This is a genomic window from Kitasatospora sp. NPDC004614, from assembly GCF_042873675.1.
GTDB lineage: Bacteria > Actinomycetota > Actinomycetes > Streptomycetales > Streptomycetaceae > Kitasatospora.
In genome coordinates this window covers 1-22,168 of sequence record NZ_JBIALR010000035.1, presented here as the reverse complement: position 1 = coordinate 22,168, position 22,168 = coordinate 1, and the positions used below count along the sequence as shown (strand labels likewise).

Below are 22,168 nucleotides of genomic sequence, written 5' to 3'. Positions count from 1 at the left end.
TAGCGCGCTCAGGCCGTGCCGCGACACCCGCCGGGGGAGCGCTGGGCGCGCGCGGAGGCGTACAGGCACACGGCGGCGGCCGTGGCGAGATTCAAGCTCTCCGCGTGCCCGTGGATCGGGACGCGCACCACCTCGTCCGCCAGCGCCCGGGTCTCCTCCGGCAGCCCCCACGCCTCGTTGCCGAACACCCAGGCGCACGGCCCCTCGAGGGTGCCCTCGTCCAGCTCCTGGTCAAGGTCGCGCTGCCCGGCCCCGTCCGCGGCCAGCACCCGCACCCCGGCCTCCCGCAGCCGCGCCACCGCCTCCTCCACCGGCACCCCGGTCGCGAACGGCAGGTGGAACAGGCTGCCCACGGACGCCCGCACCGCCTTCGGGTTGTACGGGTCCACCGACGCGTCGGTCAGCACCACCGCGTCCGCACCCGCCGCGTCGGCGGTGCGCAGCACGGTGCCCGCGTTCCCGGGGTCGCGCACGTGCGCGAGCACGGCGACCAGCTTCGGCCGGGACGCCAGCACCTGCTCGAACGGGGTGTCGATGAACCGGCACAGCGCGACGATGCCCTGCGGGGTGACGGTGTCGCAGATCTCCGCGATCACTTCCTCGGTGGCGGTCAGCACCGGCAGGCCCTCGGCGTGCGCGGCGGCCACGATCTCGGCGTGCCGCTCGGCGGCCTCCCGGGTCACGTACACCTCCACCACGGCGTGCTCCCCGCCGGGCAGCCGCCCGAACGCCACGGCCTCCCGCACAGCCTGCGGGCCCTCGGCCAGGAAACGCCGGTCCTTGCTCCGCTGGTTGCGCTTGGCCAGCCGGCGGGCGGCGACGACGCGCGGGGAGCGCAGGGAGGTCAGCAGGGGGGTCTCGGTGCTCATGCTCACGTTCTTCGTCACGGAGGGGCGGGCGGACAAGGGCCTGTCCGGAGGCACAACGCACGGACCCGCAGGCCGGGCGGCCTGCGGGTCCGGGAAAGCATCAGGGCACGGCCTGGATCAGGCGGCGACCTTGGGGGCGTTGACGTCCTCCGGCAGCGCCTTCTGGGCAACCTCGACCAGCGCGCGGAACGCGACGGTGTCGTTGACCGCGAGCTCGGCGAGCATCTTGCGGTCGATCTCGACGCCGGCGGCCTTCAGGCCCTGCACGAAGCGGTTGTAGGTCATGCCGTTGTTGCGGGCAGCGGCGTTGATGCGCTGGATCCACAGCTGACGGAAGTCGCCCTTGCGCTTCTTGCGGTCGTTGAAGTTGTAAACGAGCGAGTGGGTGACCTGCTCCTTGGCCTTGCGGTAAAGGCGCGAGCGCTGGCCACGGTAGCCGGAGGCGCGCTCCAGGATGACCCGGCGCTTCTTGTGGGCGTTCACTGCCCGCTTGACGCGTGCCACTTCATTACTCCTTGGTTCCGGACCCCCGGTTCGTGCCGCCGGTCCGTTATTCGATTCGGTCGGAAAGGATCAGCTGTGCCCGCAGCCTGGCCGCGGGCGGGCGATCACTTGCCGAGAAGCTTCTTGATCTTCTTGGCGTCGCCGGGGGCCATCTCGGCGTTGCCGGCCAGCTTGCGGGTCAGCGTCGAGGGCTTGTGCTCAAGCAGGTGGCGACGGCCGGCACGCTCGCGCAGCACCTTCCCGGAACCAGTGATCTTGAAGCGCTTGCTGGCGCCGCTGTGCGTCTTCTGCTTCGGCATGTCGCCGTATCTCCTCGTCGGTCCGTTCGCGGCCCGCACCCCGGGGGTGCGGGCCGGAACTGGATGGATCTCGTCTCCGGGACGGACGCCCCGGAACCGGTGCCGATCCCGCCCGGAATCTGAACCCGAAGGCTCAGGCGTCCTGGGCGGTCTCGGCGGGCTGCTCGACCTCGGCGGTCTCGGCAGCGGGCTCGACCTCGGCGGTCTCGGTCTCCTCGACCTGCTCCACCTCGTCGACCTCGTCGTCCGCCTGCTCCGCGGCCGGGCCGCGACCGAGCCGCTCCGCCTTGCGGGCGTCAGCGGCGGCGCGGGCCTCGGCCATCGCCTCGGTCTTCTTCTTGTGCGGGCCGAGAACCATGATCATGTTTCGGCCGTCCTGCTTGGCCGCGGACTCCACGAAGCCGAGCTCCTGGACGTCCTCCGCGAGCCGCTGCAGCAGTCGGAAGCCCAGCTCGGGGCGGGACTGCTCACGACCGCGGAACATGATCGTGATCTTGACCTTGTCGCCCTGCTTGAGGAACCGGACGACGTGACCCTTCTTGGTGTCATAGTCGTGCGGGTCGATCTTCGGCCGGAGCTTCATCTCCTTGATGACCGTGTGCGCCTGGTTCTTGCGCGCCTCACGGGCCTTCATGGCCGACTCGTACTTGAACTTGCCGTAGTCCATGAGCTTGCACACCGGCGGACGCGCCGTGGCGGCGACCTCGACCAGGTCCAGGTCGTACTCCTGGGCAAGCTCCAGCGCCTTCGCGAGCGGGACGATGCCGACCTGCTCGCCGCTGGGACCGACGAGTCGCACCTCGGGGACGCGAATCCGGTCGTTGATGCGGGGCTCGGTGCTGATGGGGCCTCCTCGGTTGCACCTTCTTCGATGCGGCCGTCGGACGGCGGTCGCACGTAGTGGCTTTCGACCACTGGGCGGGGCTTCATTCATGCTTCGCTGCCCCTCTGCCGTCTGGCAGAAGCACCGAACGCACGAAAAAAGCCCCGCACGGTACAGGCGGGGCTCCACACGTTCCGGGATGCCCTGTCGGACACCACTGGCAGCAAGCATTCCTTGCGGCGCTCGCCACGGACCGGACCCGTCGGCCCTTCGGCCGCTCGGGTGGGAGACTGTCGCGGTTGCCCTCTCGGGCCTCCTGAAGTGGAGCCTCCACTTGCTGGCCTGGCTCCCGAATCGGGTTCCTGGCCGGTCAGTCTCGAAGCATACCAGCGTTCCGGGGCCGACCGGTATTCCGGTCCGCCTCCGCCCGCCTTGTACCCTCCCTTTGTACTGCGCTTTCGCACCAGCATCCCGGAGTGACACCGTGACCACCCAGCCCGACCACTCGCCCGAGTCCGACGAGGCCCTCGGCTTCGACGACCTGACCCGCGACATCGCCGAGGTCCCCGCCGTCGAGGTGATCACCACCGTCGCCGTCCACCTGATGAGCGCCGCCGCCGTCAAGTGCGGCCTGGCCGAGGGCGGCGAGGCCGACAAGGACCTCGACGAGGCCCGCAAGCTGATCACCGCCCTGGCCGGCCTGGTCACCGCCGGAGCCCCCGAAATCTCCAACTTCCACGCCGCCCCCCTCCGCGACGGCCTCCGCTCCCTCCAGCTCGCCTTCCGCGAAGCCTCCCTCATCCCCGACGCCCCCGGCTCCGGCCCCGGCGAAAAGTTCACCGGCCCGGTCTACTCCTGACCCCAGGCCCACCCGAAGGCGCCTCCCGCACCCCCTGCCGGAGGCGCCTTCGCCTTCCTCCCACCCCCTCTCCCTCCCGCCCCTTCCCCGCGCCCCGTCAGGGGCGCGGGGAACTGCGCGCAGCGGAAGGCCCCAAGGCCAACGCCGCCCGCCAAGGGAACTCCCCCGACGGGCGGCCTTCGCTATACGCCCCCCGCCGAAGGCGCCCTCTCCTCTCTCCTGCCCTCCCTGTCCCCCGCCCCGTCAGGGGCGCGGGGAACTGCGCGCAGCGGAAGGCCCCAAGGCCAAAGCCGCCCGCCAAGGGAACTCCCCCGACGGGCGGCCTTCGCTATACGCCCCCCGCCGAAGGCGCCCTCTCCTCCCTCCCACCCTCCCTGTCCCCCGCCCCGTCAGGGGCGCGGGGAACTGCGCGCAGCGGAAGGCCCCAAGGCCAAAGCCGCCCGCCAAGGGAACTCCCCCCGACGAGCGGCCTTCGCTATACGCCCCCCGCCGAAGGCACCCTCTCCTCCCTCCCACCCTCCCTCTCCCCCGCCCCACCAGGGGCGCGGGGAACTGCGCGAGGCGGAAGGTCCCAAGGCCAAAGCCGCCCACCAAGGGAACTCCCCCCGACGAGCGGCCTTCGCTATACGCCCCCCGCCGAAGGCACCCTCTCCTCCCTCCCACCCTCCCTCTCCCCCGCCCCGCCAGGGGCGCGGGGAACTGCGCGAGGCGGAAGGCCCCAAGGCCAAAGCCGCCCGCCAAGGGAACTCCCCCGACGGGCGGCTTCGCCTGCAACTGCAAACTACGCGTCGTACTCGTCCAGCGGCGGGCACGAGCACACCAGGTTCCGGTCCCCGTACGCCCCGTCGATGCGTCGCACCGCCGGCCAGTACTTGTCCGCCGGGTTGACGCCCGCCGGGAAGACCGCCTCTTCGCGGGTGTAGGGGTGCGCCCACTCCCCGGCCATCATCGCCGCGGTGTGCGGCGCGTTGCGCAGCGGGTTGTCGTCCGCCGCCCACTCGCCCGCGCCGACCTTCTCGATCTCCCCGCGGATAGCGATCATCGCCTCGCAGAAGCGGTCGATCTCGTGCAGGTCCTCGGACTCCGTCGGCTCGATCATCAGCGTGCCGGCGACCGGGAACGACATGGTCGGCGCGTGGAAGCCGTAGTCGATGAGTCGCTTGGCGATGTCGTCGACGCTGACGCCCGTCTCCTTGCTGAGCGGACGCAGGTCGATGATGCACTCGTGCGCGACCAGCCCGCCGGGGCCGGTGTAGAGCACGGGGAAGTGCGGGGAGAGCCGCTTGGCGATGTAGTTGGCGTTCAGCACGGCCACCTGGGTGGCGCGCTTGAGGCCCTCGCCGCCCATCAGGCGGACGTACGACCAGGAGATCGGCAGGATCGCGGCGGAGCCCCACGGCGCGGCCGAGATCGGTCCGACGCCGGTCGCGGGGCCGGCCTCGGCCTGCAGCGGGTGGTTGGGCAGGTAGGGCGCGAGGTGCTCGCGCACCGCGACCGGGCCGACGCCGGGGCCGCCGCCGCCGTGCGGGATGCAGAAGGTCTTGTGCAGGTTCAGGTGCGAGACGTCCGCGCCGAACTTGCCGGGCTTGGCGAGGCCGACCAGCGCGTTCAGGTTGGCGCCGTCGACGTACACCTGGCCGCCGGCCTCGTGGACGAGGGCGCAGATGTCGGTGATCTGGGTCTCGAACACGCCGTGGGTGGACGGGTAGGTGACCATCAGCACGGCCAGCTGCTCGCGGTGCTGCTCGATCTTGGCCTTGAGGTCTTCGACGTCCACGTCACCGTCGGCCAGGGTCTTCACGACCACGACCCGCATGCCGGCCATCGCCGCCGAGGCCGCGTTGGTGCCGTGCGCCGAGGACGGGATCAGACACACGTCGCGCTGGGTGTCGCCGTTCGCCCGGTGGTACGCCCGGACGGCCAGCAGACCGGCCAGCTCGCCCTGCGAGCCCGCGTTCGGCTGGATCGACACGGCGTCGTAGCCGGTGACCTCGACCAGCTGCTGCTCCAGCCCGCGGATCAGCGTCAGGAAGCCCTCGGCCTGGTCGACCGGCGCGAACGGGTGCAGCTGGCCGAACTCGGGCCAGGTGATCGGCTCCATCTCGGTGGTCGCGTTGAGCTTCATGGTGCAGGAGCCCAGCGGGATCATGCCGCGGTCGAGCGCGTAGTCGCGGTCCGACAGGCGGCGCAGGTAGCGCAGCATGGCGGTCTCGGAGCGGTGGCTGTGGAAGACCGGGTGGGTGAGGTACTCGTCCTCACGCAGCAGCCCGGCGGGCAGCGCGTCCGCGTCCTCAACCACCTCCGCCGTCACACCGAACGCGGCGAACACGGCCGCCAGGTGCTCACGGGTCGTCGTCTCGTCACAGGAGACCGAGACCTGGTCCGCGTCCACCCGGAACACGTTCACGCCACCGGCCAGCGCCGCGGCGACAACCTCGTCCGCACGCCCCGGAACAACAGCGGTCACAGTGTCGAAGAACGCCTCGTGGGCGAGCTCGACGCCGCCCGCGCGCAGGCCGGCGGCGAGCGCGGCGGCGTAGCGGTGGGTGCGGCGGGCGATGTCGGCGAGGCCGGCGGGGCCGTGGTAGACGGCGTACATGGAGGCCATCACGGCGAGCAGCACCTGGGCGGTGCAGATGTTGGAGGTGGCCTTCTCGCGGCGGATGTGCTGCTCGCGGGTCTGCAGGGCCAGCCGGTACGCGCGGTTGCCGTCGGCGTCGACGGAGACGCCGACCAGGCGGCCGGGCAGGTTGCGGGCGTACTCGGCGCGCACGGCGAGGTAGCCGGCGTGCGGGCCGCCGAAGCCCATCGGGACGCCGAAGCGCTGCGAGGTGCCGCAGGCGATGTCGGCGCCGAGCTCGCCGGGCGAGCGCAGCAGGGTGAGGGCGAGCAGGTCGGCGGCGACGGCGACGACCGCGCCGAGCTGGTGGGCCTGCTCGATGACGGGCTTGATGTCCCGCACCGCGCCGGACGCGCCGGGGTACTGGATCAGCATGCCGAAGACGCCGCGTTCGGCGATCTCGGCGGGGATGCCGTTCGACAGGTCCGCGGTGACGACCTCGACGCCGGTCGGTTCGGCGCGGGTCTCGATCACGGCGAGGGTCTGCGGCAGGGTGTCGGCGTCGACCAGGAAGACGCCGCCCTTGACCTTGGTGACGCGCCGCGTCAGGGCCATCGCCTCAGCGGCGGCGGTGCCCTCGTCGAGCAGCGAGGAGCCGGAGGTGGCCAGGCCGGTCAGGTCGGCGACCATGGTCTGGAAGTTGAGCAAGGCCTCCAGGCGGCCCTGGGAGATCTCCGGCTGGTACGGGGTGTACGCGGTGTACCAGGCCGGGTTCTCGAGGACGTTGCGCAGGATGACCGGCGGCGTGAAGGTGCCGTAGTAGCCGAGGCCGATCATCGAGGTGAGGACCTGGTTGCGGCCGGCGAGCTCGCGCAGTTCGGCGAGCACCTGGGCCTCGCTACGGCCGGCGGGCAGGCCGAGCGCGGTGAGGCTGCGGATGGCGTCGGGGACGGCCGCGTCGGACAGTTCGTCCAGCGAGGTGTAGCCGACCTGGGCCAGCATCTTCTGCTGGGCGTCGCTGTCGGGGCCGATGTGGCGGTGCTCGAAGGGGCTGGCCTGCTCAAGCTCGGTGAGCGTCGGCTGGGCGTTCATGGGGGTCAAGCCTCCTGGTCGCGGACCGGCGGTGGGACGCACGCCGGCCGGCCGCTGTGGAAGCGTCCGGGCGTACGAACCCGTCAGCCTCCCCCTCTGTCATCGGTACCTGAGAGCTTCGCGCGCCCGGGGTGGTTCCCGGTCGGCTTGCACCGTCGGCGAGGACAGCGTCCGGCGGCTTCGGTGCCGACGTTCCTGCCCTGCTTTCCAGAGTGACCTGATCCCGTTCGGTACGGATGCCTGAGAGATTCCGGGGAGGGGTTGCTCCTTCGGCGTCCCGCATCCCCGCTTTCCAACGGGTCCGGGACTCTCCCGAGCGGGCTCGGCGGTCGCCGCCCAGGGTACCAGCGCCGACCTGGACGATCACCGCTGCGGCCGCACGATCCGCCCCGGACGGAGGCACCCGGAGTGACACCGTCCGGAACGTGCCTTTTGGTGTGAAACAGCGGCCCGGCACGCTCCTCCGACCGCTCCCCCGATGTTCCCTCAGGAGCAGCAGCTGGAGGACAGCGTGCAGACCGATATCGATCCGCGCGACCTGATCGGACACAAGGCGGTCGACCGGAACGGTGACAAGATCGGCACGGTCGACGAGGTGTACCTGGACGACACCACCGGCGTACCCGAGTGGGCGGCCGTCCGAACCGGAATCTTCGGCCGGGACGCCTTCGTCCCGCTGACCACCAGCGAATTCTCCGGCGACGAGCTGCACGTCCCGTACGACAAGTCGCTGATCAAGGAGTCCCCGGACTTCGGCGTGGGCCAGCACCTCTCCCCCGAACAGGAACTCGAGCTCTACCGCTACTACGGCCTCGACACGGCGAGCCCCGACGAACCCGTCCGTTTCGACCCGGCCCCGGCCGCCGCCGCCTCCCCCGGCCCCGTCCACGGCCCGGACCCCGCGCCGCCCGGCTTCACCGCCCCGCAGGCCGCACCCGAACCGCCGCCCCGCCCCGCCGAGCCGCCGACCGCCCGGGCGGACCGGGCGGACCGGGGGGACCAGGGGGACCGGCAGAAGCCGGTGGAGATCACCTGCCGCGAGGAGCGCCTGGACATCACCACCCAGTGGCACAACATCGGCACCACCCGGCTGCGCAAGTACGTGACCACCGAGGCGGTCGTGCGACGGGTGCCAGTGGTGCGCGAGCGCGTGCGGGTGGAGCGGATCCCGGTGTCGGAGGCGGAGCGGGCGGCGCTGAGCGACCAGGAGATCGCCGAGGCGGTGGAGGAGGTCACGCTGCGCGAGGAGCGCCCGGTGGTCCGCAAGTACCTGGTACCAGTGGAGCGGGTGCGGCTGGTGGTCGAGCAGTACACCGAGGAGCAGGTGGTCCGCGAGGAGCTGCGCCGCGAGCAGGTGGAGGTGCACGGCGCGAACACCGGCGCGGACGGCGAGGCCTCGCAGCGGCAGCCGTGGGACTCTCATCCGCAGTCCCCGGCGACCTCTCCGGTCTGACGATTCGACAACTCCCGGCCCCGGTCCGCCTCCGCGGACCGGGGCTTCGACTTTGCCAAAGTTTCACCTTTCGATATTTGACATAGTGAAGCATCTCCCGACATCGTTGCTTCAGTTCCTGCACTATCGCCGCCTGAAGCAACCCGGAGGATTCCCGTGAGTGAGGCACCACAGCCCACCGCCGCGGCCGCCAAGCCCACAAGCGCCAGGGTTCTGCCCGCGCTGATCCTCGCCATGCTGGCCTACAGCGTGGTGCAGACCGCGGTCGTCCCGATCCTTCCGAGCCTGGCCGCCGAGTTGAAGGTGTCGGGCTCCGACATCACCTGGCTGATGACCGCCAACCTGCTCTCCGCAGCGGTCCTCACCCCGCTGCTGGGCCGCTTCGGCGACCTGCGCGGCCGCAAGCCCGTGCTGCTGATCTCGCTGGCCGGCCTGGTGCTCGGCTCCGGCCTCGCGGTGTGCACCCACTCCTTCGGCCTGCTGGTCGTCGCCCGGGTGCTCCAGGGCGCGGGCGGCGGCGTGCTGCCGCTGGCGATCGCCATCGTCCGTGACGAACTGCCCAAGCAGAAGGTCACCGCCGGCGTCGCCGCCATCTCCGCCTCGATGGGCGTCGGCTCCGGCCTCGGCCTGGTCGCCACCGGCCTGCTGCTGGAGCACTGGGACTACAAGTCGATCTTCTGGATGGGCCTGATCTTCGGCCTGGCCGCCGTCGCGCTGGTGATCCTGCGAGTGCCCAGCGACCCGGTCGTCGACAAGAACGGCGGCGCCGACCCGCTCGGCGCGCTCACCCTGGCCGGCTGGCTCTCCGCCCTGCTGATCGCCGTCAGCCGCGGCAACGAGTGGGGCTGGGGCTCCACCCGCACCCTCGGCCTGTTCGCCGTCGCCGCGGTCGTCGCCCTGCTCTGGCTGCTGGTCGAGTCCAAGGTCGCCCACCCGCTGGTCGACCTGAAGATGATGGCCCGCCCCGCCGTCGCCTTCACCAACATCTCCGGCCTGCTCATCGGCTTCGGCATGTACGGCTCGTTCATGGTGATCAGCAACTTCGCGCAGACCCCGGAGAAGCTCACCCACTACGGCTTCACCGCCACCGTCCTGCACGCCGGCATCATGCTGCTGCCCTCCGCGATCGGCTCCATGGTCGCCGCCCCCGTCGGCGCCCTGCTCATCGCCCGCCGTGGCCCCCGCCTCCCGCTGGTCCTCGGCGGCCTGCTCGGCGCCGTCGCCATGGCCTACCTGGCGCTGCGTCACGACGCCGAGTTCGACATCTACCTCTCCTCCGCCGTCTTCGGCCTCGGCGTCGGCCTCGCCTACGCCGCCATGCCCGCCTACATCAACGGCGCCGTCCCCGCCGAGCAGTCCGGCATCGCCAACGGCATGAACGCCGTCCTGCGCACCGTCGGCGGCGCCATCGGCACCGCCGTGATGGCCGCGATCCTCACCGGCGACACCCTCAAGCTCCCCATCCCGGTCCACCTCCCCACCCTGAACGCCTACCAGCACGCCTTCTGGGCCGCCGGCGCCATGTGCCTGGTCGCCGCCGTCGTCCCCTTCGCCATCCGCCACACCAAGACCCCCACCACCCCCACCGAGCAGCCCGCCCCCCAGCCGGCCCGCACCAAGACCGACGCCTAACGGCGTCCCCCCTCGCGTACTGGACACACGCGAGTCACTCCGGACACCCCCCGCCACGGGCATCGGCGGGGGGTGTCCGTCATTTGACCCAGACGGTTGCGAAACCAGGCGTGCGAACCCAGACGGGTGCGAACCCAAACGGGTGCGAAACCAGGCGGGTGCGAACCCCAAGCGGGTGCGGAACCAGGGGCGCGGGGAACTGCGCGAGGCGGAAGGCATCCACCCCCAAGCTCGCGCCCCTCTCCATCCCCCACCCCACAAGGCGCCCCGTGCGTAAGGGTGCGGAACCAGGGGCGCGGGGAACTGCGCGAAACGGAAGGCATCCACCCCCAAGCTCGCGCCCCTCTCCATCCCCCACCCCACAAGGCGCCCCGTGCGTAAGGGTGCGGAACCAGGGGCGCGAGGAACTGCGCGCCCAACCACCCCCACCCCCAAACTCGCACCCCGCGCCCAACCCCCACCCACCCAGCGCGCCCCAGCAGCGTGGCCTACCCCTCAACCGCCGGAGGCCTGAGCGGGAGCGCCCCCGAAGCCATCAACCCCTCCTCGTCCACCGAAAACGTCCGCACCCGCCCGGGCCCCGAGTACGGCGTCTCGAACCGCACCGTGACCCGCCCCACCCCGCTGCCCTGCACCCACCCGGGCCCGAACTCCGAGTGCGTCACGTCCTGCCCGGGCCACCACCGCCGAGCCACCGGCTCACCGGCCGCCTCAACCACACCCTCCCTCTCCTCCTCCCCAAACTCCCCCTCCCCCTCCCCCTCCTCCGCCTCCCGCTCCGCCTGCGCGAACAGATCCTCCTGCGTGTAGTCGGCCAGCTGAGCAACGCCCACTCCCAGCAACCGCACACCCCCCGTGGTGTCCACCTGCTGCGCCAGCCGCCGCGCCGTCGCCGCGATCACCGCAGGATCGTCCGTCGGCCCACCCAACGTCTCGGACCGGGTCAGCGTCGAAAAATCGAACCGCCGTACCTTCAGCACCACCGTCCGCCCGGACCGCCCCGCCGCCCGCAACCGCCGCACGCACCGCGCGGCCAGCTGGTCGACCTCACGCAGAATGCGCTCCCGATCGGCCAGGTCGACCTCGAACGTGTCCTCCACCGACACCGATTTGGCATCCCGATCCGGCACCACGGGCCGCTCGTCCCACCCCAGCGCCATCTGGAACACGCCCGCGCCGTGCGCCTTCCCGAGCAGCCCGACCAGCTCCTCGAACCCGGCCTCCGCAAGATCCGCAACACTCGTAAGCCCGGCCCGTCGCAACGCCTGCTCCGTCGCGGGCCCGATGCCGGGCAGCGCCCGCACCGGCATCGGCGCCAGCACGGCCCGCTCCGAGCCTGGTTCGATCAGCACCAACCCGTCCGGTTTGGCCTGCTCGGAGCCGATCTTCGCCATCAACTTCGAAGCCGCGGCACCCACCGACGCGGTCAGCCCGGTGCGTTCCACGATGTCCGCCCGCAGGTCCTCGGCGAGCGCCAGCACCAGCTGTGCTCCTTCGGCGGGCGTCGCGGCGGCCAGCGCCGGCCCGTACGGCCCGGCCTCCAGGTCGACGAACGCCTCGTCCAGGCTGAGCGGTTCGACCAGTGGGGAGCGTTCCCGCAGCAGGCCCATGACGATCTCGCTGTTGGCCCGGTACGCCTCGAACCGGCCGGTCAGGAACGCCGCGTTCGGGCACAGCCGGCGCGCCTGCGCCATCGGCATCGCCGAGTGCACACCGAACTTCCGCGCCTCGTAGGACGCGGTGGAGACCACCCCGCGCCCGCCGAGCCCGCCGACGATGACGGGCTTTCCGCGCAAGCTCGGCTTCGACGCCTGCTCCACCGCCGCGAAGAAGGCGTCCATGTCGAGGTGAATGATGCTCGGCACCGATCGCACGCCCCATCTTCCCGCGCACCACCGACAAACCCCACTCCCCCTACCGGGGGGACCCGCAAACAGCCCTCACCCCCACTCCCCCTACCGGGGGACCCGCAGACAGCCCCTCACCCCCACCCCGCGCCCCCAGGGGGCCTCGCGGCAGCCCTCACCCCCGCGCCGCGTCGGCCAGCGCCCGCTCCACCCCGTCCTCGTGACGGCCGAGCAGCGTCGGGTCGGGCCGCACCAGCACGTTCAGGAACGCCTTCGCCGCGCTGCCGATCTCCCGCACCTCGCCGTAGTGCCAGGTGGTGTCGTGCCACTCCTCCACGCCGACCCCGGACGACTCGATCCCGGCGGCCCGGCACAGCGCCAGCGCCCGCCGCACATGGAAGGTCTGGCTGATCAACACCGCCTTGTCGACGCCGAAGATCCGGTGCGCGCGGGTGCAGGAATCCCAGGTGTCGAAGCCCGCGTAGTCGCCGACCACCCGGATCTCCGGCACGCCGCGCTCGATCAAGTAGGTACGCATCGCGTCGGTCTCGTCGTACTCGACGGTGCCGTTGTCGCCGGTCACCAGGACCGCCTGCACCTTGTTCGCCCGGTACAGCTCCAGCGCGGCGTCCAGCCGGTGCGCGAGGTACGGGGAGGGCTTGCCGTTCATCAGACCGGCTCCGAACACGATGGCCACCGGCGCGGCCGGCACGCTCTGCACGGTGCCGATCTTGTGGGACTGCGTCACGAACAGCCAGGCGTTCGGGGTCAGCGCCAGCACCGAGCACGCCAACAGCGCCTGGAACCAGCGCCGCTGCCCACGCCGACTGCCCCACCCGGGCGGCCGCCGCTTCAGCAGCCACCGCCCGCGCCGCCCGAGCCCCTGCATGATCATTCGCACACGGGAGTGGACGAAACGCCCGCCCGGCCGGTTCCCGCGGGGAGATCGTCAGACGGCCCGGTTGCGGCGCTGCGCCAGCTCGTCCCCCGGGTCGTGGCCGACCAGCGTCTCGCCGGTGTCGGTGCGCTCGCCGTGCAGCCGGCCGAGGGTGGCCTCCAGCTCCTGCCACACCGCGCCGACCGCGATGCCGAACACGCCCTGGCCGCCGTTCAGCAGATCGACGACCTGCTGCGGGGAGGTGCACTCGTAGACCGTCGCGCCGTCGCACATCAGGGTCAGCCCGGTCAGGCCGGCCTGATCGGCGGACTGCAGGTGCGTGACGGCGACCCGGATGTTCTGCAGCGAGACTCCGGCGTCCAGCAGCCGCTTGACGATCTTCAGAAGCAGGATGTCCCGGAAGCTGTACAGCCGCTGCGCACCGGCCGGATAAGTGGAGCGCACCGAGGGCTCCAGCAGCCCGGTGCGGGCCCAGTAGTCGAGCTGGCGGTAGGTGATGCCGGCGGCGGCGCAGGCCGTGGGGCCGCGGTAGCCAACCAGGGCCGAGGTGGGGGTGAGCCGTTCGATCGCGGGCTGCCCGGGCTGGACAGCCGGGAACCGGCCGAGTCGGGGCAGCTCCTCACCGTCCGGTTCGGGCCGCCAGGGCCGCCCGATCGGACCGCGGCCGGCGCGCGGCACGTGCACCGCGCACAGGGCTCCGGAACGCGTCTCGTCGCCGGTGCCGCTCATCGCCAACCTCCGTCCATTCCGCCTCAAGGCCCCCGTGGCCCCGCACGGACCCGACGGGCCCAGGCTGCGGGCGGCCCGTCCGGCGGGCCATCACCTGACGGTAGGCAGTCGCCCAAGCACCGTCAACGATCGCCACGCCGGGGCCTCGCACAAACTTCACCCCATCGAGTGGTTATTCGTGCCCCATGCGCGGGTAGCGAAATGGATTTCTACCACAGCCGAGTTGCGGCCCACGGCCCGCCCCGCTAGCAGAGCGTCCGCCCCAGGTGACCGACCGCCACCGAGGAGCGCCATCAACCGCCGCAATTACGGCCTACTGCGGACCACCGCCGAAGTCCTCCGGCGAGACCTGGTCCAGGAACTCCCGGAACTTCTCGACCTCGTCCTCCTGCTCGTCCGGGATCGAGATACCGGCCTCGGCCAGCACCTCCTCGGTCCCGAAGATCGGCGTGCCGGTGCGCAGCGCCAGCGCTATCGCGTCGGAGGGGCGCGCACTCACCTCGGCACCCCCGGAGAACACCAGGTCGGCGTAGAACACCCCGTCCCGCAGGTCGTTGATCCGCACCTCGGTCAGCTGCTGGCCGAGCGCCTCCAGCACGTCCTTGAACAGGTCGTGCGTCAACGGCCGCACCGGAGTCATGCCCTGCTGGGCGAAAGCGATCGCGGTGGCTTCCCCCGGCCCGATCCAGATCGGCAGGTAGCGGTCCCCGCCGACCTCCCGCAGCAGCACGATCGGCTGGTTGGAGGGCATCTCCACCCGGACACCCACGACGTCGAGCTCATTCACACCAGCAACCCTATGGCGCGAGCCCCCGATAGGAAAGCGCAGCAGGCAGCGACCACCGTGATCCGGACGCCGCCCACCGCCCACCCGCTCAGGACCGGGCCCGCAGCCCGGCCTGAACCATCGCCGCGTGCAACCGCACCGACAGCGTCGCCAACTCCCGGGCCGTCGCCTCCGCGTGCGCCCGGGTCTGCGGATTGCGGTGCCGCCTCAGCGGCGCCACCACCTGCTCCACCAGCGAAACCTCGCGGTCCGCCGCCGCCTTCATCGCCCGCAGGTGCCGAGGCTCCAGGCCGAACCGGCCCAGCTCCGCCACCAGCCGCGCGATCTGCAGCGCCTCCCCGTCGTACCCGCCGTCCGGCCCCGCCTGCACCAGGCCGTACGACTCCCACTCGACGAGCTCCCGCTCCTGGGCCTCCGCCGCCGCGATCAGCTCGGCCCGGCCCAGCCGCACCCCGCCCACCGCCGATGACCCCGCCAGCTCCCGGTCCGCCTCCTCCAGCGGCCCCGGACGGGCCTCCGCCGCCGGAAGCGCCGGCGGCTGCTCGCCGCGCTCGATCGCGTCCAGGTGCTCGCGGATCACCCGCAACGGCAGGTAGTGGTCGCGCTGCATCCGCAGCACGTACGCCAGCCGCTCCACGTCCGCCGCCGAGAACTTCCGGTAGCCGGACGGAGTGCGCTGCGGCTCGACCAGGCCCTCCGCCTCCAGGAAGCGGATCTTCGAGATCGTCACCTCCGGGAAGTCGTCCCGCAGGAAGGCCAGCACCGCGCCGATGGACAGCAGTTCGTCACCCCGCCGGCGCGCCTCGCCCGCGCGGCGCGAAGCCGGCACGGGCGAGGACCCGAGGGACGGGGTCGGAGTCTGTGGGGTCACTCGGGCTCCAAACGGAGAAGTGGTCAGTACCCCCGGTGGTGACTGGCGAAGAACACCAGCCGGTACTTACCGATCTGCACCTCGTCGCCGTTGTTCAGCAGCACCTCGTCGATCCGCTCCCGGTTCACGTAGGTGCCGTTCAGGCTGCCCACGTCCGCGACCGAGAAGCCACCGTCGGGCTGCCGGCGGAACTCCACGTGCCGACGCGACACCGTCACGTCGTCCAGGAAGATGTCCCCCTGCGGGTGGCGACCCGCCGTGGTCACGTCCGAGTCCAGCAGGAACCGGCTCCCCGAGTTCGGGCCGCGCTGCACGATCAGCAGTGCCGAGCCCGGCGGCAGCGCGTCGATCGCCGCCATCACCTCGGCCGACAGCGCCGGAGTGGCGCCCGTCGACGTCGCGGTCGGGTCGTACGACTCGATGCCGGAGATCGAAATGGTCGACGTGGTCTCCACCGCGCCCTCCGGGAAACCGCCGCCACGCAGCTGAGTACCGCAGTTCGAGCAGAACCGGGCCTGCGCCGGGTTCTGGTTCCCGCACCGCGGGCACGGGCTGGTGCCAGCCATGTTCACAGCCTCCTGGCGCGGCACACCCGACTGGGGGTGCCCGGCGTAGGTGTCCGGGGCAAACCCTCCACCGGAGGTTGAGGGTCCTGCCGGGAAACCTATGCGCGGCCCGCCCGACGAATCAACCGACGCGCCGTAGCCCGCGTCAATCTGCCCGGTCGGCACGCCGGCCCCCTGGGTCACGTCCTCCCGGTACAGCGGACGCTGCCCGTCCGGCGCCGGACGGGCCGGCGGCACCCCGCCGTCCTCCTGCCGGTACCGGGCGGTCGGTGCCTCCGCCGCCGCCTGCTTGTTACGGCCGAAAAGCTTCGAGAAAAAACTCACGGGCGAATCCCCTTGCGTGTGACAGAACCGCCCGCGGGGCAGGGTTCAGGGCTCGGTGTGGCGGTAAGCCCGGCATCCGGCCGGAAACTGACGATCGACAAAACCAAGTGTCGCCGACCCCCTGCGGGCACCCACCACCGGGGGCGACCCGCAGCTGACGAACCGTACGGAGCGCGCCCCGTCACTTCGCCGCCGGCTTGCCGTACTGCAACGGCCGCGGGGTGGCCAACACGTCCACCACCACCTTCGGCTGCGGGACGATGGTCGCCCGCGCCTGCTGCTTCTCCAAGCTGCGCACCACACCGCCGGGAATGTTCAGTGCCGGAGTCAGATCCTGCGGGTTTCCCACCACGGTGAAACGAAACGGCTGCGACACGTTCTTCCCGTCGATCCGCACACCGCCGCCCGACGCGTTGTCGGTGAAATACGTCCCGGCCACCACGCGCACGTCGTTGATCTGAATCGCCTCCGCCCCCGCCGCTCGGAGTTCCTGCAGGGTGTCCAGCAGCATATCCGCCTTCACCTGCCCTTGGGGATCATCGATCGTCAGCACGATCCCCGGGCCGGTCGCCTTCTCCGTCCCCGCCAGCACGCCCAGCTCGCCGGCCTTCTTCCTGGTCTGCTCCTGCGCCTCCTTGGCCTGGTTGGACGAGTTCTCCAACTGCGCCAAGGACTGCTCCAGCTGCGTCTTCTCGAACTGAAGACGCTGCTGGCGGCCGTCCAGTTCGTCCAGGATCCGCACCAGGTCCTCCTGTCGCGCCCCGCGCAGCTGGCTGTGGTCGTTCGTCGACCGCACCTGGATCGCCAGCGCCAGCCCCAGCGCGAACAGCAGCAGCGCCACCACGAACTGGCCGCGCGACACCCGCGGCGGCCACAGCGCCGCCTTCAACCGGGTCCGCCCGTCCGACGGCAACGCCACCGGCACCGGCGCGGCCTGCCGCGCCACCACCGGCTCCTCCGCCACCGGCTCGGCCTCGACCTCGGGCTCCGCCGCCGGGGCCTCCTCGACCTCCGACTCCGGCTTCTCGACCGGCTCCTCCGGCTTCTTCGGCTCCGCCTTCGGCTCCTCCGCCGCGGCCGGCTGCTCCGGGCCCTTCGGCTCCTTCTCCTCGCTCACAACCGCTCCCCTAGGCCCTGAACACGTGCCGACGGATCGCCGCCGCGTTCGAGAAGATCCGGATGCCCAGCACCACCACCACGCCGGTGGACAGCTGCGAGCCCACGCCCAGCTGGTCGCCCAGGAACACGATCAGCGCCGCCACCACCACGTTCGACAGGAACGACACCACGAAGACCTTGTCGTCGAAGATCCCGTCCAGCATCGCCCGCACGCCGCCGAACACCGCGTCCAGCGCCGCCACCACCGCGATCGGCAGATACGGCACCACCGCGTTCGGCACCTCCGGCTGCACGAACACGCCGACGACCACGCCGATCACGAGTCCCAGTACGGCAATCACGGTGTAGCTGCTCCTGTTCCGGAGGGAGTGGACTTCACGGTCGAACCCGCCGACCTGGACGGCCCCGACGAGGACGGCGACTTCGGCTTCGCGGTCGGCGACGACGGCGGCTGCGACGACGAATGCGGTGCGGACGACTGCGACGGCGCGGGCGACGGCGTCGGCGACTCCGTCCCGGCCACCCGCAGCGTCACGCCCAGCGCGGCCGGCAGCGTCAACGACTTCTGCGCGGACACCGTCGAACGGATCCCGTAGCTGTCCTGGATGACCTTCAGGTAGTGGCCGCCCTCGTTGTCCTGGAACGCCTGCGCCAGCCGCGGCCCGTCCCCGATCGCCAGCAGCGTGTACGGCGGCACCAGCGGCCGGTTGTCCACCAGGATCGCGTCACCGGCGGCCCGGATCGCCGACAGCGCGGTCAGCCGCTGCCCGTTCACGGACACCGCCTCCGCGCCCGCCAGCCACAGGCCGTTCACCGCGTACTGCAGGTCGTGGTCCTGGACCCGGCCCTTGTTGCCGAAGCCCTCCGCGTTCCGCGGATCGCTCACATTGCCGCCGCCACCGCTGCCGGACGCTTCCTCGATCACCAGCTTCACGCCCGGACCGCTGATCTCCCCGGTCCCGGCCTGCGCCGCCAGCCGGGCCAGCCCGCCGTCGTCCCCGGACTGCAGCGCCTGCGCCTGCGCGTCCTCGACCCTGTCGCGGTCCTGCTCGACCTGCCGCTGCAACGCGTCCGCCGCCTTGTTGGCGTCGTTCACCCGGCTCACCAGGGCGTCCCGCTCCTTCGCCAGGACCGGCGCCGCCTCCTGCGTGTTCACCGCCCCGACCGTCACCACCGTCGCCGCCAGCGCCAGCCCCAGGGCCAGCACCAGCCGACCCTTCGCCGTCGCCGGCAGCCGCGACCGGCCCTCCGCCCCGCGCGCCCGGGCCGCCTCCGCGTACCCGTCGTCCAGCGAGTGGTCCATCACCGTGGTCAGCAGGGACATCGATGCGTCCGGACGGCGGAATCGCCCGTCCGGGTCATTCGGCGTCGACGTTGCTGGCATGCGCCACATCGTTTCACGACCATGACGCGGCCCACGACCAGCCCCCGGGCCTGCAGGACGGTATCGGCACAGGATCGTGACAAACGTCCGGAGGGGACGGACCCGAAGGCCCGCCCCCACCAGAACATCTCCGCATTACCTCCCGGCACCGTCCACGACTGCGGCCCATTCGTCCAACAACCGCTCCGTCGCCTCGTCGTCCGGGCCCTCCGCCCACAGGTGCGTCACGGCCTCCGCCGGGTCCGGCAGCACCAGCGTCCACCGGCCGTCCGCCTCGACCACCCGCACCCCGTCCGTGGTGTCCAGCTTGCGGTTGCCCGCCGCCTCCACCACCGAGCGCATCACCATGCCCTTCGCCGCCCACGGCGTCGCGATGTCCCGCTTCTGGATGTGCGCCTGCGGGATCCGCGCATCGATCTGGCTCAGCGTCAGCTGCGTCCGCGCCACCAGACCCACCAGCCGCACGAACGCCGCCGCGCCGTCCAGCACCCCGGAGAACTCGGGCACCACGAAACCGCCGCGCCCGTCACCACCGAAGATCGTGCCGTCCGCCGCCGCGGCCTTCGCCAGGTCGTCCGGCGTGGTCGTGGTCCAGATCACCTGGGTGCCGTGGTACGCCGCCACCTGCTCGGCGATCCGGGTCGTCGTCACCGGCAGCGCCACCTGCCCGGCCCGGCGCTCCGCCGCGACCAGGTCCAGCAGCACCAGCAGCGCCCGGTCGTCCTCGATCACCCGGCCCTGCTCGTCCACGAAGGACACCCGCTCGCCGACCGGGTCGAACCGCACCCCGAACGCGGCCCGCGAGGACGCCACCAGCTCACCCAGCCTGGCCAGCGCCGCCCGCCGCTCGTCCGCGCCCTCGGTCGGCCGCGCCTCGTCCAAGCCGCCGGCCACCGTCAGCGTCTCCACCCCGAGCCGGCCCAGGATGCTCGGCAGCACCAGCCCCGCACTGCCGTGCGCGGCATCCACCACCACCTTCAGCCCCGCCTCCCGCACCCCGCTGGTGTCGACCGCCCGCAGCAGGTTCGTCGCGTACGAGTCGAACACGCTCGCCGGGTGCAGCAGGTCGCCGATCTCGCCCGGGAACGCCCGCCGGAACTCCTGCCGGGCGTACACCCGGTCCAGCTTCCGCTGCCCGGCCTGCGACAGGTCCGCGCCGCGCTCGTCGAAGAACAGGATGTCCAGCGAGTCCGGCACTCCCGGCGTGGTCCGCAGGAAGATCCCGCCCGCACTCCCCCGCGCCGTCGCCTGCCGGGCCACCGGCATCGGCACGTTCTCCAAGTCCCGGACGTCGATCGCACTGGTCTGCAACGCCGAGATCATCGCCCGCTTCAACGCCCGCGCACCCCGCGAGTGATCACGCGCGATGGTGACGGTGGCCCCCTTCTTCAGCGTCGTCGCGTACGCCCCCGCCAGCCGCACCGCCAGCTCCGGCGTGATCTCCACGTTCAGGATCCCCGACACCCCCCGCACCCCGAACAGGTGCTCCTGGCCGCGGGACTCCCAGATCACCGAGGTGTTGACGAACGCGCCGGCCTCGATCGTCTTGAACGGATAGACCCGGACGTTGCCCGCGATGATCGACTCCTCGCCGATCAGACACTCGTCACCGATCACCGCCCCCTCGTCGATCCGCGCCGCCTGCATCACGTCGGTGTTCTTCCCGACCACGCACCCGCGCAGATTCGACTGCGGCCCCACGTACACGTTGTCGTGCACCACCGCCTTGTGCAGGAACGCACCGCGCTTCACGACCACGTTCGAGCCCAGCACGGTGTGCTCACGCAGCTCCACGCCGGCCTCGACCTTGGCGTAGTCACCGATGTACAGCGGCCCCCGCAGCACTGCCTCCGGGTCCACCTCCGCACCTTCGGCCACCCACACGCCCGGCGAGATCTCGAACCCGTCCAGCTCGACCTGGACCTTCCCCTCCAGCACGTCCGCCTGTGCCTTCAGGTAGCTCTCGTGAGTACCCACGTCCTCCCAGTAGCCCTCGGCGACATAGCCGAACACCGGCTTGCCCTCCTTGAGCAACCGCGGGAACACATCGCTCGACCAGTCGACCGACTCCCCCGCCGCCACGTAGTCGAAGACTTCCGGCTCCATCACGTAGATGCCGGTGTTCACGGTGTCCGAGAACACCTGTCCCCAGGTCGGCTTCTCCAGGAAGCGCTCGACCCTGCCCTCGTCGTCCGTGATGGTGATACCGAATTCCAACGGGTTCGGCACCCGGGTCAGGCACACCGTCACCAGTGCGCCCTTCTCCCGGTGAAAAGCAATCAGCTCGGAAAGATCAAAATCCGTCAGCGCGTCACCGGAGATCACCAGAAACGAATCGTCCCGCAACGCGTCCTCGGCGTTCTTGACGCTGCCGGCCGTCCCCAGCGGTGTTTCCTCGTTGGCATAGGTGAGGTGCATCCCCAGTTCCTCACCGTCGCCGAAGTAGTTCTTCACCAGCGACGCCAGGAACTGCACGGTCACCACGGTGTCATTGAGCCCGTGCCGCTTCAGCAACCGCAGCACGTGCTCCATGATCGGCCGATTGGCGACCGGCAACAGTGGCTTGGGCATGCTGGAAGTCATCGGGCGGAGTCGAGTGCCCTCCCCGCCCGCCATCACAACGGCTTTCATTACGGGTGCGTCCTCCTTCGCGGTGGTGAACCCCTGCGGGTCCATCAAACCGGTCCGACGCATGTCTACCCGGAAGAAATGATCCGACTCACCGTGGAGGCCGTGTGAAACGTCTCAGGCTGATCTCAAACAGCAGCCGGACGCTCCGCCTGCAGGATCTGCCGGGCCTGCACGGCATACATCGCGCCGGCCCACCAGTACAGCGTCGTCCCCCACCAGATGAACGCCCAACTCACCGCTTCCGCAACCTGGTGCACCCACCCGTCACCGACACCCAGCAGCAGAAGCGGAAACGCGTACATCAGATTGAACGTGGCAGCCTTCCCCAGAAAACTCACGTTCAACGGCCCGTAGCCCGCCCGGTTGAGCCGCAACAGCACCACCCCGACGAACGCCTCCCGGGCCACCAGCAACGCCGTCAGCCACCACGGCAGAATCTCCCGCCACGTCAGCCCCACCAGCGTCGACACGATGTACAGCCGGTCCGCCGCCGGATCCAGCAACTGCCCCAGCCGGCTGATCTGCCCCCACCGCCGAGCCAGCTTCCCGTCAAGATAATCGCTGACCCCACTCAGCATCAGAATGACGATCGCCCACCCGTCATTCTTCGGCCCCCCGAAGACCGGCCACAACACCAACCAGAGGAAGATCGGTACGCCCACCAGCCGAGCCATGCTCAGCAGATTGGGGATCGTAAAGATCCGGTCGGTCTGGACGCGCGTCTCCTGAACCTCCACTGTGCGGAGCCTCCTGTGGTACCAACGACAAAGTGTGCGGAATTGACCCTACAACAGAAAAGCCCCCTGACATCCCGTCAGGGGGCTTCTCCAGAAGAATTGTTCGGCGGCGTCCTACTCTCCCACAGGGTCCCCCCTGCAGTACCATCGGCGCTGTGAGGCTTAGCTTCCGGGTTCGGAATGT

At 71.0% G+C, this 22,168-nt stretch carries 19 protein-coding genes, 1 rRNA gene and 1 riboswitch; of the genes, 3 read left to right on the top strand and 17 right to left on the bottom strand.

Translation table 11 applies throughout. The features are described from left to right. Window positions 1–8 precede the first annotated feature (8 nt). The 4 genes from ACFYST_RS36305 to infC form a co-directional block, all read right to left on the bottom strand. Window positions 9–869: a TrmH family RNA methyltransferase gene (locus ACFYST_RS36305; RefSeq protein ID WP_387868719.1), complete on the bottom strand. Its 861-nt coding sequence runs from the start codon at window positions 867–869 to the stop codon at window positions 9–11. 117 nt (window positions 870–986) lie between these two features. Continuing rightward, the gene (gene rplT, locus ACFYST_RS36300; protein WP_387643012.1) at window positions 987–1,373 is read right to left on the bottom strand and encodes a 50S ribosomal protein L20; all 387 of its coding nucleotides are present in this window, start codon (window positions 1,371–1,373) and stop codon (window positions 987–989) included. A 104-nt stretch (window positions 1,374–1,477) separates the two neighbouring features. Beyond that, window positions 1,478–1,672, bottom strand: coding sequence for a 50S ribosomal protein L35 (gene rpmI / locus ACFYST_RS36295; protein WP_030268653.1), 195 nt, complete (start codon window positions 1,670–1,672; stop codon window positions 1,478–1,480). Window positions 1,673–1,805: 133 nt separating this feature from the next. Beyond that, a complete protein-coding gene (infC, locus tag ACFYST_RS36290; RefSeq protein WP_387643047.1) occupies window positions 1,806–2,516 on the bottom strand; it encodes a translation initiation factor IF-3 in 711 nt (236 codons plus the stop codon). A gap of 463 nt (window positions 2,517–2,979) precedes the next feature. Here infC and ACFYST_RS36285 point away from each other — a divergent pair, with 463 nt between their 5' ends. Further along, complete coding sequence (locus ACFYST_RS36285; RefSeq protein ID WP_387643013.1) at window positions 2,980–3,354, top strand: DUF1844 domain-containing protein; 375 nt, start codon at window positions 2,980–2,982, stop codon at window positions 3,352–3,354. Window positions 3,355–4,135: 781 nt separating this feature from the next. Here the strand turns inward: ACFYST_RS36285 and gcvP are convergent. Then, on the bottom strand, window positions 4,136–7,006 hold the full coding sequence (gene gcvP / locus ACFYST_RS36280) for an aminomethyl-transferring glycine dehydrogenase (protein WP_387643014.1): 2,871 nt from the start codon (window positions 7,004–7,006) through the stop codon (window positions 4,136–4,138). Window positions 7,007–7,224: 218 nt separating this feature from the next. Beyond that, a riboswitch (glycine riboswitch) is annotated at window positions 7,225–7,331 on the bottom strand. A 153-nt stretch (window positions 7,332–7,484) separates the two neighbouring features. Here gcvP and ACFYST_RS36275 point away from each other — a divergent pair. Both ACFYST_RS36275 and ACFYST_RS36270 read left to right on the top strand, forming a co-directional pair. Further along, complete coding sequence (locus tag ACFYST_RS36275; RefSeq protein ID WP_387868717.1) at window positions 7,485–8,459, top strand: PRC and DUF2382 domain-containing protein; 975 nt, start codon at window positions 7,485–7,487, stop codon at window positions 8,457–8,459. Window positions 8,460–8,615: 156 nt separating this feature from the next. After that, a complete protein-coding gene (locus tag ACFYST_RS36270; protein WP_387868714.1) occupies window positions 8,616–10,091 on the top strand; it encodes an MFS transporter in 1,476 nt (491 codons plus the stop codon). A gap of 488 nt (window positions 10,092–10,579) precedes the next feature. Here the strand turns inward: ACFYST_RS36270 and ACFYST_RS36265 are convergent, their stop codons facing one another. From ACFYST_RS36265 to rrf, 12 genes are all read right to left on the bottom strand, one after another. Then, window positions 10,580–11,965 carry a DNA polymerase IV gene (locus tag ACFYST_RS36265; RefSeq protein ID WP_387868712.1) on the bottom strand — a complete coding sequence of 462 codons (1,386 nt, stop codon included), beginning with the start codon at window positions 11,963–11,965 and terminating at the stop codon, window positions 10,580–10,582. 148 nt (window positions 11,966–12,113) lie between these two features. Further along, on the bottom strand, window positions 12,114–12,833 hold the full coding sequence (locus tag ACFYST_RS36260; protein WP_387868710.1) for a vancomycin high temperature exclusion protein: 720 nt from the start codon (window positions 12,831–12,833) through the stop codon (window positions 12,114–12,116). Between the two features lie 54 nt (window positions 12,834–12,887). Continuing rightward, on the bottom strand, window positions 12,888–13,565 hold the full coding sequence (locus ACFYST_RS36255; RefSeq protein WP_387643019.1) for a MerR family transcriptional regulator: 678 nt from the start codon (window positions 13,563–13,565) through the stop codon (window positions 12,888–12,890). Window positions 13,566–13,878: 313 nt separating this feature from the next. Continuing rightward, window positions 13,879–14,352 (bottom strand): bifunctional nuclease family protein, encoded by a 474-nt coding sequence (locus ACFYST_RS36250; protein WP_387643020.1) that lies wholly within the window; start codon window positions 14,350–14,352, stop codon window positions 13,879–13,881. Between the two features lie 88 nt (window positions 14,353–14,440). Continuing rightward, window positions 14,441–15,181: a MerR family transcriptional regulator gene (locus tag ACFYST_RS36245; RefSeq protein WP_387643048.1), complete on the bottom strand. Its 741-nt coding sequence runs from the start codon at window positions 15,179–15,181 to the stop codon at window positions 14,441–14,443. Between the two features lie 65 nt (window positions 15,182–15,246). Further along, window positions 15,247–15,789 (bottom strand): FHA domain-containing protein, encoded by a 543-nt coding sequence (locus ACFYST_RS36240; RefSeq protein ID WP_387643021.1) that lies wholly within the window; start codon window positions 15,787–15,789, stop codon window positions 15,247–15,249. A 505-nt stretch (window positions 15,790–16,294) separates the two neighbouring features. Then, window positions 16,295–17,230, bottom strand: coding sequence for a DUF881 domain-containing protein (locus tag ACFYST_RS36235; RefSeq protein WP_387643022.1), 936 nt, complete (start codon window positions 17,228–17,230; stop codon window positions 16,295–16,297). A 10-nt stretch (window positions 17,231–17,240) separates the two neighbouring features. Beyond that, complete coding sequence (locus tag ACFYST_RS36230) at window positions 17,241–17,573, bottom strand: small basic family protein (RefSeq protein ID WP_043908904.1); 333 nt, start codon at window positions 17,571–17,573, stop codon at window positions 17,241–17,243. Beyond that, window positions 17,570–18,556, bottom strand: coding sequence for a DUF881 domain-containing protein (locus ACFYST_RS36225; RefSeq protein ID WP_387868708.1), 987 nt, complete (start codon window positions 18,554–18,556; stop codon window positions 17,570–17,572). Before ACFYST_RS36225 ends, ACFYST_RS36230 begins: the two co-directional genes overlap by 4 nt. Before the next feature lie 195 nt (window positions 18,557–18,751). Then, window positions 18,752–21,247, bottom strand: a complete 2,496-nt coding sequence (locus ACFYST_RS36220; RefSeq protein WP_387643024.1) for a sugar phosphate nucleotidyltransferase — start codon at window positions 21,245–21,247, stop codon at window positions 18,752–18,754. Window positions 21,248–21,372: 125 nt separating this feature from the next. Then, window positions 21,373–21,984: a CDP-alcohol phosphatidyltransferase family protein gene (locus ACFYST_RS36215; protein ID WP_387643025.1), complete on the bottom strand. Its 612-nt coding sequence runs from the start codon at window positions 21,982–21,984 to the stop codon at window positions 21,373–21,375. Between the two features lie 101 nt (window positions 21,985–22,085). After that, window positions 22,086–22,168, bottom strand: a 5S ribosomal RNA gene (gene rrf, locus ACFYST_RS36210); the annotation flags it as partial.

Excerpts from the sequence above, each read along its gene's own strand:
- ACFYST_RS36305 (WP_387868719.1), bottom strand. The coding sequence starts at position 869 with ATGAGCACCGAGACCCCCCTGCTGACCTCCCTGCGCTCCCCGCGCGTC.
- rpmI (WP_030268653.1), bottom strand. The coding sequence starts at position 1,672 with ATGCCGAAGCAGAAGACGCACAGCGGCGCCAGCAAGCGCTTCAAGATC.
- gcvP (WP_387643014.1), bottom strand. The coding sequence starts at position 7,006 with ATGAACGCCCAGCCGACGCTCACCGAGCTTGAGCAGGCCAGCCCCTTC.
- ACFYST_RS36275 (WP_387868717.1), top strand. The coding sequence starts at position 7,485 with ATGTTCCCTCAGGAGCAGCAGCTGGAGGACAGCGTGCAGACCGATATC.
- ACFYST_RS36260 (WP_387868710.1), bottom strand. The coding sequence starts at position 12,833 with ATGATCATGCAGGGGCTCGGGCGGCGCGGGCGGTGGCTGCTGAAGCGG.
- ACFYST_RS36255 (WP_387643019.1), bottom strand. The coding sequence starts at position 13,565 with ATGAGCGGCACCGGCGACGAGACGCGTTCCGGAGCCCTGTGCGCGGTG.
- ACFYST_RS36240 (WP_387643021.1), bottom strand. The coding sequence starts at position 15,789 with ATGGCTGGCACCAGCCCGTGCCCGCGGTGCGGGAACCAGAACCCGGCG.
- ACFYST_RS36225 (WP_387868708.1), bottom strand. The coding sequence starts at position 18,556 with ATGTCCCTGCTGACCACGGTGATGGACCACTCGCTGGACGACGGGTAC.
- ACFYST_RS36220 (WP_387643024.1), bottom strand. The coding sequence starts at position 21,247 with ATGAAAGCCGTTGTGATGGCGGGCGGGGAGGGCACTCGACTCCGCCCG.